We start from the raw sequence: 14,773 nt of genomic DNA on the forward strand, positions 1-14,773 counted from the left end.
GCCGGGACGACGCAGGGCTCACCCGCCCGGCCGCGGGGCGTCGACCCCGGCGGATCCCCGCGCGGAGGCCCCGTCCTCGCGGGCCAGCCGGTGCGGCCACCACACCTTCGCCCCGACGTCCAGGAACAGCGCGGTGACCAGGACGGACCGTACGACGAACGTGTCCAGCAGCACGCCCAGGGCGACCGCGAAGCCGATCTCGGCGAAGGCGACCATGGGGAGCGTGCCGAGGGCGGCGAAGGTACCGGCCAGGACCAGGCCGGCGGACGTGATGACCGCGCCCGTCGCCGCCAGGCCCGTCAGCACACCGGGACGCGTGCCCTGGCGGGCCGCCTCCTCGCGGACACGGGTGGTCAGGAAGATGTTGTAGTCGATGCCCAGGGCGACCAGGAACACGAAGACGAACAGGGGGAAGTCCGTCGTCTCCCCCGCGTAGTCGAAGGCGTAGCGGAACGCGAGCGCGCTGATGCCCAGCGCGGCGGTGAACGACAGCACCACCGTCCCGATCAGCAGGAGTGGCGCGACCACGGCCCGGAGCAGGACACCCAGGATCAGCAGCACCACGACCAGGACCAGTGGAATGATCAGGATGTTGTCGTGGGTCGTCGCCCTGTCCATGTCGAGCAGGGCCGCCGTACCGCCGCCGACCTGGGCGTCGGCGTCGGGTACCGCGTGCACGTTGTCGCGGACGCGCTCCACGGTCTGCTTCGCGGCCTCACTGTCGGCGGGGTCGCTCATGGTCGCCTCGAACAGGACCTTTCCGTCGGACTCGGGTCTCGTGCCCGGCGGCAGACCGAGCGAGTCCGGCACGACGCCGCGCGTCCCGGCGACCGTACGGCCCACCTCCTCGGCCTGCGCCCGGTTGCTGATGATCACGAGGGGGTCGCCGCTGCCCGCCGGGAAGTACCGTTCGGACACCTCCTGGCCGACGATCGAGTCGGGCTTGCCCGTGAAGGCGTCCGCGTTGCTGATGCCCTCGGCGCGCAGTTGGATCAGCCCCAGTGAGCACAGGGCGAGGACCGCCGCCGTGATGCCCCAGATCATGCGCGGGCGGCCGGCGATGCCGCGCCCGGTCCGGGCCCAGAAGCCGCGGGCGGTCGGGTCGGCCGAGCCCAGGTGCGGGATCACCGGCCAGAAGATCCAGCGGCCGAAGATCACCAGGAGGGCCGGGAAGAGACTCATCATCGCGATCAGGGCGACGGCGACGCCGATGGCGGCGACCGGGCCGAGGCCCCTCGTCGAGTTCATCTCGGCCGCCAGCAGGACGAGCATGCTGAGGACGACGGTCGCGCCGGACGCGATCACGGCCGGGCCCGCGCGGTGCAGGGCGAGGGCCATCGCCTCGTGCCGGTCCTCGTGCCGGCGCAGTTCCTCGCGGTAGCGGGCGACCAGCAGCAGCGCGTAGTCGGTGCCGGCGCCGAAGACGAGGACGGTGAGGATGCCCGCGCTCTGGCCGTTGACGGTCAGGCCCCCGTACTCCGCCAGGAAGTAGATCAGTGCCTGGGCGGTGAACAGGGCGGCGATCACCGAGACCAGCGGCACCAGCAGCAGGGTCGGACTGCGGTAGGTGAACAGGAGCATCACGATGACGACGCCCATCGCCGCGAACAGCAGCGTGGAGTCGATGCCCTCGAACGCCTCCGCGAAGTCGGCCGACGTACCGCCTGGGCCTGTGATGTGGACGGCCAGTCCGCCCCGGCTCTCACCGGTCTCGTCGCGGATCGAGTCGACCGCGGGCCCGATGCGCTCCCAGCCCTCCTCGGTCACCGTGATCGGGACGATGAGCTCGGCGGCCCGTGGATCGGTGGCGCGGTCGTAGACCGGCCCCCGGGTCTCCTCGCCGCGGATGCCGTGGTCGCGCAACTCCTTGATCTGCCGTACGTCCTCCTCGATCGTCGTCCGGTCCGCGGCGGTGAGGCCGCTGTCGCGGGCGTAGACGACGACCGCGGGGATCTGCTCGGGCCTGAAGTCCTCGGAGATCTCCAGGACCTGGGTGGACTCGGCGGAGCCCGGCAGCCAGGACGCCGCGTCGTTGTCCTGGGCGTCGCTGAGCTTCTGCGCGAACGGTGCCGTCAGGAAGAGCACCACCAGCCACAGCGCCAGCACCAGCCACTTGGCGCGGCGGCCGCAGACCAGATGCGCGACGCCCTTGCGCCGCGGGGCCTTCCGCGGGTCGTGGACCTCCGTCATGGCCACCCCCGTACCCGCGTCCGGAGCGAGACCACCGGGCCGGTGCGGTGCCGGTGGCCGGCCCAGCATGGCACGGCCTCCCGCCCCGCGGCATACGCGGAAAGGACCAGGTTCGGCCCGGGAACAGCAGGCGGACCGCAGAGAACAGGCGGCCCGGGAGGAACAGACGGACCGCAGAGAGCGGGCGGCTCGGGAGGAACAGGGGGACGGCACAGAGCGGGCGGCTCGGGAGGAACAGACAGGCCGCACATGACGGGCGGCTCGGGAGGAACAGACGGGCCGCACATGACGGGCGGCTCGGGAGGAACAGGCGGACCGGGGAGAACAGGCGGAGCCGGGCATGGGAGGCTTGGGGCATGGCCGCGCAGATCAACCCCAGCATCCTGTCCGCCGACTTCGCCCGCCTCGCCGAGGAGGCGAAGGCCGTCGAAGGGGCCGACTGGCTCCATGTAGACGTGATGGACAACCATTTCGTCCCGAACCTCACACTCGGTGTGCCGGTCGTGGAGTCGCTCGCCCGCGCGACGGAGACCCCGCTGGACTGCCACCTGATGATCGAGGACGCCGATCGGTGGGCACCCCAGTACGTCGAGGCGGGTGCCGGGTCCGTCACCTTCCATGTCGAGGCGGCCGCCGCGCCCGTGCGGCTCGCCCGTGAGATCCGTGCCAAGGGCGCCCGGGCCTCCATGGCACTTAAGCCCGCGACACCGATCGAGCCGTACGAGGACCTGCTTCCCGAGCTCGACATGGTGCTGATCATGACGGTCGAGCCGGGCTTCGGAGGCCAGGCGTTCCTCGACATCATGCTCCCCAAGATCCGCCGCACCCGCGAGTTGATCTCCAAGCACGGCCTCGACCTCTGGCTCCAGGTCGACGGCGGCGTCTCGGCGTCCACCGTCGAGCGCTGCGCCGAGGCGGGCGCGGACGTCTTCGTCGCCGGCTCGGCGGTGTACGGGGCCGAGGACCCCGCCGAGGCGGTACGGGCCCTGCGCGCGCAGGCCGAGGCGGCGACGGCCACGGCGGCCTGGGCCTGCGCCCACTGAACACCCGCCGGAACCGGGAATCGGGGGGCGAACCGGGGTTCACGGCCTGGTTCAGGAACCTCACAGGGCCTCCCGAGCGTTGATCGGGAACCCCACGGAGCCGCGGGGACGTCCGACCAGTGGGCCCAGAAAGCCCGTGACGTGCGACCACTGGGCCAAGACAACGTGAACGCCACCCATCCGGGCTGATCGCATACGCCGGATCTGCAAGGATGAACGGCGTATCCAGAGTGTGAACAGCAGTGAGGAGATGGCCGTGTCGGGTATGTCGGCGGGCCGGTCAGCCATGCGGATGGGACCCGCTGAGCTGGTGCAGGCGGCGGCGATGGCCCGCCGCTTCTATCTCGAGGGCAAATCCAAGATCCAGATCGCCGAGGAGTTCGGTGTCAGCCGCTTCAAGGTGGCCCGGGTCCTGGAAACCGCTCTCGAACGGGATCTCGTGCGCATCGAGATCCGCGTCCCCGCAGAGCTGGACGCCGAGCGCTCCGACGCGCTGCGCGCTCGCTACGGCCTCCGGCACGCCGTGGTGGTCGAGTCGCCCGCCGAGGCGGAGGAGTCGCCCGACCCGGAGAACCTCGGTGAGGTCGCCGCGGATCTTCTCGGCGAACTGGTGACCGAGGGCGACGTCCTCGGACTCGCCTGGGGCCGCTCCACGATCCACATGGCGGCCGCCCTCGACCGGCTGCCACCGTGCACAGTCGTGCAGCTGACGGGCGTGTACGACGCCGGTACCGCCGAGCGCGGCTCGGTGGAGGCCGTCCGCCGGGCCGCCCAGGTCTCCGGCGGGGACGCCCACCCCATCTACGCGCCGATGCTGCTGCCGGACGCGGCGACCGCGCAGGCGCTGCGCCACCAGACCGGGATCGCCCGTGCCTTCGAGTACTTCGACAAGGTCACGGTCGCCTGCGTCTCCATCGGCTCCTGGGAGCCGGGCATCTCGACGGTGCACGACATGCTCACCGAAGAGGAGCGCTCCCACTACTCCTCCCTCGGTGTCGCGGCCGAGATGTCCGCGCACCTCTTCGACGCCGAGGGCCGCCGGGTGGGCCGGGACCTGGGGGAGCGGTGCATCACCGTCAAGGCCGACCAGCTGCGCCGTATCCCGGAGGTCGTCGCGATCGCGGGCGGGCAGCGGAAGGCTGCCGCCATTGACGCGGTGCTCCGGTCGGGGCTGGTGACCAGCCTCGTCACGGACACGGCGGCGGCGGACTCCCTGCTGGTGGCGGGGCCGGCGCCGCGGTCCGCGCTCCATCGGGCGGATCCCGACCACTAGCTCCACTGGTGGGGCCAGTCGTCTCGTCTGCGACGGTGCTCTGCGTGTGGCCGGTGGGTCTCGTCTGCCTGGTTGGGGTACGTGGGAGGGTGCGGGTTCGATGTGGCTGGTCGCGTCCACGCGGCGGAGCCGCATGATCAGCACAGCCCCGCGCCCCTTACAGGGCGCGCCCCCTCCGAGGGGTGCGACCATGATCAGTACGACTCGATCGGGACGGTGCTCCGATGAGTGACGAGACGCTGGCTCAGGCGCTCGGGGCCGTCGGCTGGTGGTACGCCGAGCTGGACCTCGCGGGGGTCACCGACAAGCCCGCCTTCATGGACAGCTGTGCCCGTGCTCTGGGGCTGCCCGACTCCTTCGGGCGGACCTGGGACGCCCTCGCCGACTGCCTCGGTGACCTGTCGTGGGCCCCGCCCGCGCGGGGGCGGCTGGTCGTGGTCACCGGCTGGCAGGAGTTCGCGCTGGCGGTGCCGCACGACTGGGGTATCGCGCAGGAGGTGTTCGCCGAGGCCCCGCTGCAGGTGGTGCTCGCGCTCGGAGGATCCTCCTAGGGCACCCTGGTCACTCTGGACGATCCGTCCGGGCCGTGTGCGGCCGCCGCCATGGGAAAATGAAGTACGTGCTCTTCCCCCTGGCTGACCTGTCGGGGGGCCGCCTCTGATCGACTGGGATGTGCAGCACGTGCGTTTCCTCAATGACATCCAGCCCGCGTACGACCTGACGTACGACGACGTCTTCATGGTGCCGAGCCGTTCCGCGGTCGGATCCCGCCAGGGCGTGGACCTGACCTCCCCGGACGGGTCGGGCACGACCATCCCGATCGTCGTGGCCAACATGACCGCCATCGCGGGCCGTCGCATGGCCGAGACCGTCGCCCGGCGCGGTGGGCTCGTCGTCATCCCGCAGGACATCCCGATCGAGGTCGTCACCGAGGTCATCTCCTGGGTGAAGGGCCGCCACCACGTCCTGGACACCCCGATCGTGCTGAGCCCCCACCAGACCGTCGCCGACGCCCTCTCCCTGCTGCCGAAGCGGGCGCACAACGCGGGCGTGGTCGTGGACGAGGACAAGAGGCCCGTCGGCGTCGTCACCGACACCGACCTGTCCGGTGTCGACCGCTTCACGCAGCTCGCCGAGGTCATGTCCAGGGACCTGCTGCTGCTCGACGCCACCATCGACCCGCGCGAGGCCTTCCACACCCTCGACGCCGCCAACCGCCGCTACGCCCCCGCCGTCGAGGCCGACGGCAGGCTGGCCGGAATCCTGACCCGCAAGGGCGCCCTGCGTGCCACGCTCTACACGCCGGCCACGGACGCGAACGGCAGGCTGCGCATAGCCGCCGCCGTAGGCATCAACGGCGACGTCTCGGGCAAGGCCAAGCAGCTCCTCGACGCGGGCGTCGACACTCTCGTCATCGACACGGCGCACGGCCACCAGGAGTCGATGATCAGCGCCATCGGGACGGTCCGGGCGCTCGACCCGGGGGTGCCGATCGTCGCGGGCAACATCGTCGCCGCCGAGGGCGTGCGCGACCTCGTCGAGGCCGGAGCGGACATCGTCAAGGTCGGCGTGGGGCCCGGCGCCATGTGCACCACCCGCATGATGACCGGTGTGGGCCGCCCCCAGTTCTCGGCCGTCCTGGAGTGCGCGGCCGAGGCGCGGAAGTACGGCAAGCACGTGTGGGCCGACGGCGGCGTCCGGCACCCGCGCGACGTCGCGATGGCCCTCGCGGCCGGCGCGTCGAATGTCATGATCGGCTCCTGGTTCGCGGGGACGTACGAGTCGCCGGGCGACCTCCAGCAGGACGCGGGCGGCCGCCTCTACAAGGAGTCGTTCGGCATGGCCTCCGCGCGGGCCGTCCGTAACCGCACCTCCGACGAGTCGGCGTACGACCGCGCCCGCAAGGCCCTGTTCGAGGAGGGCATCTCCACCTCGCGCATGTTCCTCGACCCGGCCCGCCCGGGAGTCGAGGACCTCATCGACTCGATCATCGCGGGCGTCCGCTCCTCCTGCACCTACGCGGGCGCCTCCACCCTGGAGGAGTTCGCCGAGCGGGCCGTCGTCGGCATCCAGAGCGCCGCCGGATACGCCGAGGGCCAGCCGCTGCACGCCAGCTGGAACTGAGCGGGCCGGACGGGGGTCGCGCAACGGTCGCGAGCCGTCGCGCAACGAACGTGCACGCGGCCCCGACGCACGCAACGATCTTGCGGCCCTGTGCAAGGTTGCTGCGTTACGCCCGCGAAGAAAAGATCAGTAGGCTCGTGCCCTGTACGTGGCGTGGCGGGGACCTCCTGCTCGGTGGGTCCCTGCTGTGGGATGCCCCGGTCCTCACCCGCCCTGACCGGCAGCGATGAAGGAGCCGACGCGTGCTCGACCACGGCGCACCCCCACCGTCCCCCGCCCGCCCCGCACCTCCTGCCTCCGGCACAGCCGCCGGGCCGATGCGCCGCAAGCCCGTGGAACGGCTGGTCGAAGAGGCAGGCCAGGGTGAAGGCGGCACGCTGCGGCGCTCTCTCGGGATGTGGCAGCTGACCATGATCAGCATCGGTGCCACGCTCGGCACCGGCATCTTCGTCGTGCTCGGCGAGGCCGTCCCCGACGCGGGCCCCGCCGTCACCCTCGCCTTCGTGATCGCCGGCCTCACCGCGCTCTTCTCGGCCCTCTCGTACGCCGAACTCGCCGGCACCATCCCGGTCTCCGGCTCCTCCTACTCGTACGCGTACGCAACGATGGGTGAACTGGTCGCCTGGGTGTGCGGCTGGTGCCTGGTCCTGGAGTACGGCGTGTCGGTGGCCGCGGTCGCGGTCGGCTGGGGCGAGTACCTCAACGAGCTGCTCGACGGCACGATCGGCGTCACCATCCCCGACGCGCTGTCCGCCCCGCCCGGCGACGGCGGGATCTTCAACCTGCCCGCGCTGGTCGTCGTCCTGCTCGCGATGGTGTTCCTGCTCGGCGGCGCCCGGGAGTCCGCCCGCGCCAACACGATCATGGTCGCGGTGAAGATCGCGGCCCTGCTGCTGTTCTGCGTGATCGGCGTCCAGGGCTTCCGCTCCGGCAACTACGACAACTTCATGCCGCTCGGAATGGCCGGCGTCAGCGCGGCCGGGGCCACGCTCTTCTTCTCGTACATCGGCTTCGACGCGGCCTCCACTGCGGGCGAGGAGGCGAAGAACGCCCAGCGCGACCTGCCGCGCGCCATCATGCTCTCGCTGGTCATCGTCACCGCGCTGTACGTCCTCGTCGCCGCGGTCGCCGTCGGGGCGCGCCCCTGGCAGAAGTTCGACGGCTCGGAGGCCGCGCTCGCCGGGATCATGAAGGACACCACCGGCGACGCCTTCTGGGGCACCGTGCTCGCGGCGGGAGCCGTCATCGCCATCGCCAGCGTCGTCCTGACCGTGCTGTACGGTCAGACCCGCATCCTGTTCGCCATGTCCCGCGACGGGCTCGTGCCCAAGGTGTTCTCCCGCGTCCACCCGAGGACGGGCACGCCTCGCGCCAACACGGTCCTCGTGTCCCTCTTCTGCGGCGTCCTCGCCGCCGCGATCCCGCTCGGCCAGCTCGCCGACGCCACCAGCATCGGCACGCTGTTCGCCTTCGCGCTGGTCAACGTGGCGGTCGTGGTGCTGCGGTGGACCCGCCCGGAGATGCCGCGCACCTTCCGGGTGCCGCTGTCGCCGGTGCTGCCCGCGCTCGGCTTCCTCTTCTGCCTGTGGATGATGGGCAGCCTCGACGCCGTCACGTGGGTGGTCTTCGGGGTCTGGATGGCCGCCGGGCTCGTGTTCTACTTCAGTTACGGCTACCGCCGTTCCCGTCTCGCGACCCCGGAGAAGTGATCCACCCGCAGTGCTGAACGATCTCGACGAACGCATCGTGCACGCCCTCGCCGAGGACGCCCGCCGCTCCTACGCCGACATAGGCCAGCTGGTCGGCCTGTCCGCGCCCGCCGTCAAACGGCGCGTGGACCGGTTGCGTGCCACCGGAGCGATCACCGGCTTCACGGTGCGGGTCGATCCCGCGGCGCTCGGCTGGCAGACCGAGGGGTTCGTCGAGATCTACTGCCGCCGCAACACCTCGCCGGAGACGATCCAGCGGGGTCTTGAGCGGTACCAGGAGGTAGTGGCGGCGTCCACGGTCACCGGTGAGGCCGACGCCGTGGTGCAGGTCTTCGCCTCCGACATGCGGCACTTCGAGAGGGTGCTGGAGCGGATCGCGGGGGAGCCGTTCGTGGAGCGGACGAAGTCGGTGCTGGTGCTGTCGCCCTTGCTGCGGAGGTTTTCCTCCGGGGCGCCCGCCCAGGAGCCCGGGGCAGCCCGCACCCCTTAGGGGCCCTTTCACTATGCCCGCCCGGGTCGCGTGGCCTGATCGGACGCTCATAGTGAAAGGACCCCTTAACGGGGAGCCCCCGGCCGTCTAGCATCTGTGTCATGACCTGGCGACATTGATCCCGTAGCCGTGCCTCCCGAGGGCCGCCCCGGGCGCCGTTCATCCGGCGTCCGAACTGTCCCTGCGGGAAGGCCTCATGACACTCTCACCTGCACGTGTGTCCGCCACCGGTGTCCGGCGGCTCACGGTCACGCTGTACGGCTACTCGTTCCTCGACGATCTCGTCCTGCTCTACCCGGTGTACGCGCTGCTGTTCGCCGACACCGGTCTCTCGGTCGCTCAGATCTCCTCCCTGTTCGTGCTGTGGTCGCTGACGGGCGTCCTCGTCGAGATCCCGTCCGGCGCCTGGGCCGACGCCGTCTCGCGGCGGACGCTGCTGTGGCTCGGACCGCTTCTCGGCGCCGTCGGCTTCGCCGTGTGGGTGCTCTCGCCCTCGTACGAGGCGTTCGCCGTCGGCTTCGTGCTCTGGGGTGTCCGGGGAGCCCTCGGCTCCGGTGCCCTGGAGGCGCTCGTGTACGAGGAACTCGACCGGCTCGGCGCGGCCGACCGCTACGCGCGCGTCATGGGCCGGGCCCAGGCCGCCGGGATGGCCGGGGTCGTGGCCTCCATGGCGCTGGCCGGTCCGGTGCTCGAGTTCGGCGGGTACCCGGCCGTGGGGCTCGCCACCGTCCTGGCCTGTCTGCTGTCCGCGGTGGTGGCGCGCCGGTTCCCGGAGCACCGGACGGCCGTCGCCGGGGGCGGAACCCGGTCCACGACCTTCACCACCCTCCGGAAGGGGCTCGCGGAAGCCCGCCGCGATCGATCCGTGCGGGGCGCGCTGCTGCTCGTTCCCGCTGTCGGCGCCGTGTGGGGCGCGCTCGACGAGTACACACCGCTGTTGGTGCGGGACACCGGTGTGGCCGAGGAGACGGTTCCCTGGCTGCTTCTTGTGGTCTGGATGGGAGCCACGGCCGGGAGCCTGCTGGCCGGGGCCGGCGAACGCCTGGGCACGGCCGGGCTCGCCGGGCTGCTCGCCGCCTCTGCGCTCGCCCTCGCCGCGGGCGCTGCGGCGCGGACCCCCGCCGGCATCGCCCTGGTCGCCCTCGCCTTCGGCGGCTTCCAGCTGTCGACGGTGCTGGCCGACGCCCGGCTCCAGCAGCGCATCGACAGCTCGGGCCGGGCCACCCTGACCTCGGTCGCCGGAGTGGGTACCGAACTCGCCACCATCACCGTGTACGGCGCGTACGCGACGCTCGGCGCGGCCCACGCGCACGGCACGGTCTTCGCCGTGCTGGCCGCGCCGTACCTGGTGACCGCGCTGCTGCTCGCGGCCCTCGGCCCCCGCACAGCTGCCTGAACCGAAGGTGGAGCACCTCTTCCCGCGAGGACGCGCAACGAATCGCCACCGGACCCGTGCAGCACGCAACGGTTCGCTCACCAGCGCGCAACGGCTCCCGCTTGTCCGGCCGAGCCGGCCGACCGTACCGTCTAAGTGGCCCGGCAGTCGGCCCCCAACCCCCTTCGTCCCGGTGAGGAACACGCATGCGCACCGCCCTGCTCCAGAGCTCCGGCCGCCCCGGCTCGGTCGCCGGGAACCTCAAGGTGCTCGACGAGGCCGCGGAGCGCGCGGCGGCCGCGGGAGCCGGGCTGCTGGTGGTGCCGGAGATGTTCCTGACCGGTTACGCGATCGGCGACGACATCGCGCGGCTGGCGGAGCCCGCCGACGGTGACTCCGCCGACGCGATCGCGGAGACCGCCGGAAGGCACGGTGTCGCGGTCGTGTACGGCTACCCCGAGCGCGCCGGAGAGAAGGTCTTCAACTCGGCCCAGCTCATCTCCGCCGACGGCGTCCGGCTGGCGAACTACCGCAAGACGCACCTCTTCGGCTGCTTCGAGCGCGACCACTTCACGCCCGGGGAACAGCCGGTGGTGCAGGCCGAACTGGGCGGTGTCCGCGTCGGCGTCATGATCTGCTACGACGTGGAGTTCCCGGAGAACGTCCGCGCCCACGCCCTCGCCGGTATCGACCTCCTCCTGGTGCCCACGGCGCAGATGCACCCGTTCCAGTTCGTCGCCGAGTCGCTGGTCCCGGTGCGCGCCTTCGAGAACCAGATGTACGTGGCGTACGTCAACCGGGTCGGCCACGAAGGCGAGTTCGACTTCGTCGGGCTCTCCACGCTGGCCGGCCCCGACGGGGTCGCGCGCGCCCGTGCCGGCCGCGGTGAGGAACTCCTCATCGCCGACGCCGACCCCGCCCTCCTCGCCGCCTCCCGCCAGGCGAACCCGTATCTGCGGGACCGCCGCCCCGGCCTCTACGGGTCCCTGGTCTGAACCCCCTGAGCCTCCCCCGAGTTCTTCCGTTGCAAGGAGTCCGTACCCCATGACGTCCACCGTGCCCAACGCCGTCGAGCACGCCGACGAGCACGCAGGTGAGCCGCAGCCCCCGGTCACCATGTTCGGACCGGACTTCCCGTACGCGTACGACGACTTCCTCGCCCACCCGGCCGGCCTGGGCCAGGTCCCCGCGACCGAGCACGGCACCGAGGTCGCGGTGATCGGCGGCGGTCTGTCCGGCATCGTCGCGGCGTACGAGCTGATGAAGATGGGCCTCAAGCCCGTCGTGTACGAGGCCGACCGGATCGGCGGGCGGCTGCGGACGGTCGGCTTCGAGGGGCCTGACACGCAGGGCCTCACCGCCGAGATGGGCGCGATGCGGTTCCCGCCGTCCTCCACGGCCCTCCAGCACTACATCGACCTCGTCGGCCTGGAGACCCGCCCCTTCCCCAACCCCCTCGCGGACGCCACCCCTTCCACCGTCGTCGACCTCAAGGGCGAGTCCCACTACGCCGAGACGATCGACGACCTTCCGCAGGTCTACCGTGACGTCGCCGCGGCGTGGAACAAGTGCCTCGAAGAGGGCGCCGAGTTCTCCGACATGAACCGGGCCATCCGGGAGCGGGACGTCCCGCGCATCCGCGAGATCTGGGCGAGGCTCGTCGAGAAGCTCGACAACCAGACCTTCTACGGCTTCCTCTGCGACTCCGAGGCCTTCAGGTCCTTCCGGCACCGGGAGATCTTCGGCCAGGTCGGCTTCGGGACGGGCGGCTGGGACACCGACTTCCCGAACTCCATCCTGGAGATCCTGCGTGTCGTCTACACCGAGGCCGACGACCACCACCGGGGCATCGTCGGCGGCTCCCAGCAACTGCCGCTCAGGCTGTGGGAGCGGGAGCCGGAGAAGATCGTGCACTGGCCGTACGGGACGTCCCTGAAGTCCCTGCACGTGCACGGCGAGCCGCGCCCGGCCGTGACCCGGCTGCGGCGCACCGCGGGCGACCGGATCACCGTGACCGACGCGACCGGCGACATCCGCACCTACAAGGCGGCGATCTTCACCGCCCAGTCCTGGATGCTGCTGTCGAAGATCGACTGCGACGACTCGCTCTTCCCGATCGACCACTGGACCGCCATCGAGCGCACCCACTACATGGAGTCCAGCAAGCTCTTCGTGCCCGTCGACCGGCCCTTCTGGCTGGACAAGGCCGTCGACGACAGGGGGAACCCGACGGGCCGTGACGTCATGTCGATGACCCTCACCGACCGCATGACACGCGGTACCTACCTCCTCGACGACGGCCCGGACCGGCCCGCCGTGATCTGCCTCTCCTACACCTGGTGCGACGACAGCCTGAAGTGGCTGCCGCTGTCGGCGGGCGAGCGGATGGAGGTCATGCTGAAGTCACTCGGCGAGATCTACCCGAAGGTCGACATCAGGAAGCACATCATCGGCAGCCCGGTGACCGTGTCCTGGGAGAACGAGCCGTACTTCATGGGCGCCTTCAAGGCGAACCTGCCCGGCCACTACCGCTACCAGCGGCGTCTGTTCACCCACTTCGTGCAGGACCGGCTGCCCGAGGACAAGCGGGGTGTCTTCCTCGCGGGCGACGACATCTCCTGGACGGCGGGCTGGGCCGAGGGCGCCGTCCAGACCGCGCTCAACGCGGTCTGGGGCGTCATGCACCACTTCGGCGGGGCGACGGACCCGGCGAACCCCGGGCCCGGCGACGTGTTCGACGAGATCGCCCCCGTCGAACTCCCCGAGGACTGACGGGCTCTCACACCCCGGCGGCCCGCGCTTTCTCGTACACCTCGGCGGCCACGTCCTTGAGTTCCTCGGCGTTCCGCGCGCCGCTCTCCAGGTCCAGGAAGAACTCGTCGAGGCCGACCTCGGCGTGGGCTGCCAGATCCTCGACGATCTGGTCGACGCTGCCCTGGAACGGGGCGCGGTCCGCGCCGTCGTACGCCTTGGGCGTGTGCCGCACGTTCACCCGCGCCACCGACTGGATCGGCGCGGTACGGCCGCGTTCGGCCGCGATGTCCCGCACCTGCTGCCACTGCGCGGCGAGCTGCTCGACGCCCATGGCCACGGGCAGCCAGCCGTCGGCGCGCTCGACGAGCCGGGTCGCCGCCTTCTTGCTGTTGGCGGGCAGCAGGACGGGTATCGGCCGGGCGGGCTTGGGCCCGATGACAGCCGACGCGATGCTGGTCAGGCGGCCCTCGTACGTCACCGGGTCCGGTCCCCAGACCGCGTGGCACACGTCCAGGACCTCGTCCAGGACCCGCCCTCGCTCCTCGAACGGCGCGATGCCCGCGGCGGCGTACTCGTCCAGCGACCAGCCCGTACCGAGGCCCGCGACGACCCGGCCGCCGCTCGCCGCGTCCAGTGTGGCAAGGGCCTTGGCCAGCTGGAGCGGGCCGTGCAGCGGGGCCACCAGCACACCCGTGCCGAGCCGGGCCCGCTCGGTCGCCCCGGCGGCCAGGGTGAGCGTCACCAGGGGTTCCGCGACGCCGCGGTAGTGGTCGGGCCAGGCCAGCCCCGGTATGCCGTACAGGCCCTGGGTCGTGGGTTCCGGGAACAGCGCCCGCTCGTACACCCACAGGCCCTCGTAACCGATCCGCTCGGCCGCGCGGGCCACGTCCGGTACGTCGCGTCCGAGGTCGTACTGCCGTGATTGGGGAAGAGCCAGACCAAGCCGAGTGACCATGCGTACGCTCCTTCGCGTTCGGTTCGCCTCAAAAGGTTCAACCGTCAACCTAACGCGTCGCAAGGGGAGTTCGGTGGACCCGGGGCCGGGTTGGCCGGATCAGTCGGGCAGCGGCGTTAGCAGCATGCGTCCCGCGAACCCCACCGCGGCGTCGAGCCGCTCGGTGAACTCCTCGGCGACATCCGGCACTCCGCGCAGCGCCCACAGCGCGCGGGCCGCCGACCAGGCGGCGTCACGGGCCCGCTCCAGGCTCCACGAACCGAACAGATGGGTGAGCGGATCGGCGAGCTGAAGGAGGTCGGGGCCCGGCATCAGCTCTTCGCGGATGCGTTCCTCCAGCGAGACGAGGAGAGCACCCACGCGCTCGAACTCGTCCTCCAGCTCGGCCGGTGCGCAGCCGAGCGTACGACAGGTGTCGACGACGGCGAGCGCGAGATCGTGCCCGATGTGCGCGTTGATGCCCGCCAGCGCGAACTGCAGCGGACGTACGCCGGGATGACGCCGGAACAGCAGCAGCGGCCGCCAGCAGGCGGGCCGGTCTCCTCCCTCGGCCACCCCCAGATACCGCTCGGCGAACCGCACGTCCAGCGTGATCGCGGCCCGGACGTCCGGGAACCCGCCGGAGTCGACACACCGGTCGATCGCCTCCGTGACGGCGAGGTAGACGCGGTTGAAGACGGCGACCCCGTCGTGCCGCGGCAAGGTCATGTCCAGGGCGCGCATACGGGCGACGACACCGTCGACGGGAGTGGTGAAATGTTCCAACTGCGCCATAGCGGCAGGGTCCCAGCCCTACGCTGACGCCAGGACCGCCGGGCCGGGCGTGTCCCCGGAACGGGGGAACGCCCACGGCGGAAGAG

General features: G+C 71.4%; 12 protein-coding genes. 9 read left to right on the plus strand and 3 right to left on the minus strand.

Annotated features, from left to right (window positions below):
- Nucleotides 1-18: 18 nt before the first annotated feature.
- Nucleotides 19-2,190 (minus strand): MMPL family transporter, encoded by a 2,172-nt coding sequence (locus ACZ49J_RS40665; protein ID WP_467456250.1) that lies wholly within the window; start codon nucleotides 2,188-2,190, stop codon nucleotides 19-21.
- 356 nt (nucleotides 2,191-2,546) lie between these two features.
- Between ACZ49J_RS40665 and rpe the strand changes: the two genes are divergently transcribed.
- The 9 genes from rpe to ACZ49J_RS40710 all read left to right on the plus strand — a co-directional run bounded on the left by rpe (nucleotide 2,547) and on the right by ACZ49J_RS40710 (nucleotide 12,976).
- Entirely contained in the window at nucleotides 2,547-3,233 is a 687-nt protein-coding gene (rpe, locus tag ACZ49J_RS40670) for a ribulose-phosphate 3-epimerase (RefSeq protein ID WP_467456249.1), read from the plus strand.
- Nucleotides 3,234-3,465: 232 nt separating this feature from the next.
- A complete protein-coding gene (locus tag ACZ49J_RS40675) occupies nucleotides 3,466-4,506 on the plus strand; it encodes a sugar-binding transcriptional regulator (protein WP_467456247.1) in 1,041 nt (346 codons plus the stop codon).
- Nucleotides 4,507-4,730: 224 nt separating this feature from the next.
- Entirely contained in the window at nucleotides 4,731-5,057 is a 327-nt protein-coding gene (locus ACZ49J_RS40680) for a barstar family protein (RefSeq protein ID WP_467456245.1), read from the plus strand.
- A 130-nt stretch (nucleotides 5,058-5,187) separates the two neighbouring features.
- Complete coding sequence (locus tag ACZ49J_RS40685; protein ID WP_467456244.1) at nucleotides 5,188-6,630, plus strand: GuaB1 family IMP dehydrogenase-related protein; 1,443 nt, start codon at nucleotides 5,188-5,190, stop codon at nucleotides 6,628-6,630.
- A gap of 242 nt (nucleotides 6,631-6,872) precedes the next feature.
- Complete coding sequence (locus ACZ49J_RS40690; protein ID WP_467456243.1) at nucleotides 6,873-8,339, plus strand: amino acid permease; 1,467 nt, start codon at nucleotides 6,873-6,875, stop codon at nucleotides 8,337-8,339.
- Between the two features lie 10 nt (nucleotides 8,340-8,349).
- Nucleotides 8,350-8,829 carry an Lrp/AsnC family transcriptional regulator gene (locus ACZ49J_RS40695; protein ID WP_467456242.1) on the plus strand — a complete coding sequence of 160 codons (480 nt, stop codon included), beginning with the start codon at nucleotides 8,350-8,352 and terminating at the stop codon, nucleotides 8,827-8,829.
- 196 nt (nucleotides 8,830-9,025) lie between these two features.
- Nucleotides 9,026-10,225, plus strand: coding sequence for an MFS transporter (locus tag ACZ49J_RS40700; protein WP_467456240.1), 1,200 nt, complete (start codon nucleotides 9,026-9,028; stop codon nucleotides 10,223-10,225).
- Between the two features lie 185 nt (nucleotides 10,226-10,410).
- The gene (locus ACZ49J_RS40705) at nucleotides 10,411-11,199 is read left to right on the plus strand and encodes a carbon-nitrogen hydrolase family protein (RefSeq protein ID WP_467456239.1); all 789 of its coding nucleotides are present in this window, start codon (nucleotides 10,411-10,413) and stop codon (nucleotides 11,197-11,199) included.
- A 49-nt stretch (nucleotides 11,200-11,248) separates the two neighbouring features.
- Nucleotides 11,249-12,976 carry a flavin monoamine oxidase family protein gene (locus ACZ49J_RS40710; protein WP_467456238.1) on the plus strand — a complete coding sequence of 576 codons (1,728 nt, stop codon included), beginning with the start codon at nucleotides 11,249-11,251 and terminating at the stop codon, nucleotides 12,974-12,976.
- Nucleotides 12,977-12,983: 7 nt separating this feature from the next.
- Here the strand turns inward: ACZ49J_RS40710 and ACZ49J_RS40715 are convergent, their stop codons facing one another.
- Both ACZ49J_RS40715 and ACZ49J_RS40720 read right to left on the minus strand, forming a co-directional pair.
- Nucleotides 12,984-13,913, minus strand: a complete 930-nt coding sequence (locus ACZ49J_RS40715) for an LLM class F420-dependent oxidoreductase (RefSeq protein ID WP_467456237.1) — start codon at nucleotides 13,911-13,913, stop codon at nucleotides 12,984-12,986.
- Nucleotides 13,914-14,012: 99 nt separating this feature from the next.
- Nucleotides 14,013-14,687 (minus strand): DUF5995 family protein, encoded by a 675-nt coding sequence (locus tag ACZ49J_RS40720; RefSeq protein WP_467456235.1) that lies wholly within the window; start codon nucleotides 14,685-14,687, stop codon nucleotides 14,013-14,015.
- Nucleotides 14,688-14,773 lie beyond the last annotated feature (86 nt).

The sequence above is a fragment of the Streptomyces sp. NPDC030840 genome (assembly GCF_055572015.1).

Excerpts from the sequence above, each read along its gene's own strand:
- ACZ49J_RS40665 (WP_467456250.1), bottom strand. The coding sequence starts at position 2,190 with ATGACGGAGGTCCACGACCCGCGGAAGGCCCCGCGGCGCAAGGGCGTC.
- rpe (WP_467456249.1), top strand. The coding sequence starts at position 2,547 with ATGGCCGCGCAGATCAACCCCAGCATCCTGTCCGCCGACTTCGCCCGC.
- ACZ49J_RS40680 (WP_467456245.1), top strand. The coding sequence starts at position 4,731 with ATGAGTGACGAGACGCTGGCTCAGGCGCTCGGGGCCGTCGGCTGGTGG.
- ACZ49J_RS40700 (WP_467456240.1), top strand. The coding sequence starts at position 9,026 with ATGACACTCTCACCTGCACGTGTGTCCGCCACCGGTGTCCGGCGGCTC.
- ACZ49J_RS40705 (WP_467456239.1), top strand. The coding sequence starts at position 10,411 with ATGCGCACCGCCCTGCTCCAGAGCTCCGGCCGCCCCGGCTCGGTCGCC.
- ACZ49J_RS40710 (WP_467456238.1), top strand. The coding sequence starts at position 11,249 with ATGACGTCCACCGTGCCCAACGCCGTCGAGCACGCCGACGAGCACGCA.
- ACZ49J_RS40715 (WP_467456237.1), bottom strand. The coding sequence starts at position 13,913 with ATGGTCACTCGGCTTGGTCTGGCTCTTCCCCAATCACGGCAGTACGAC.
- ACZ49J_RS40720 (WP_467456235.1), bottom strand. The coding sequence starts at position 14,687 with ATGGCGCAGTTGGAACATTTCACCACTCCCGTCGACGGTGTCGTCGCC.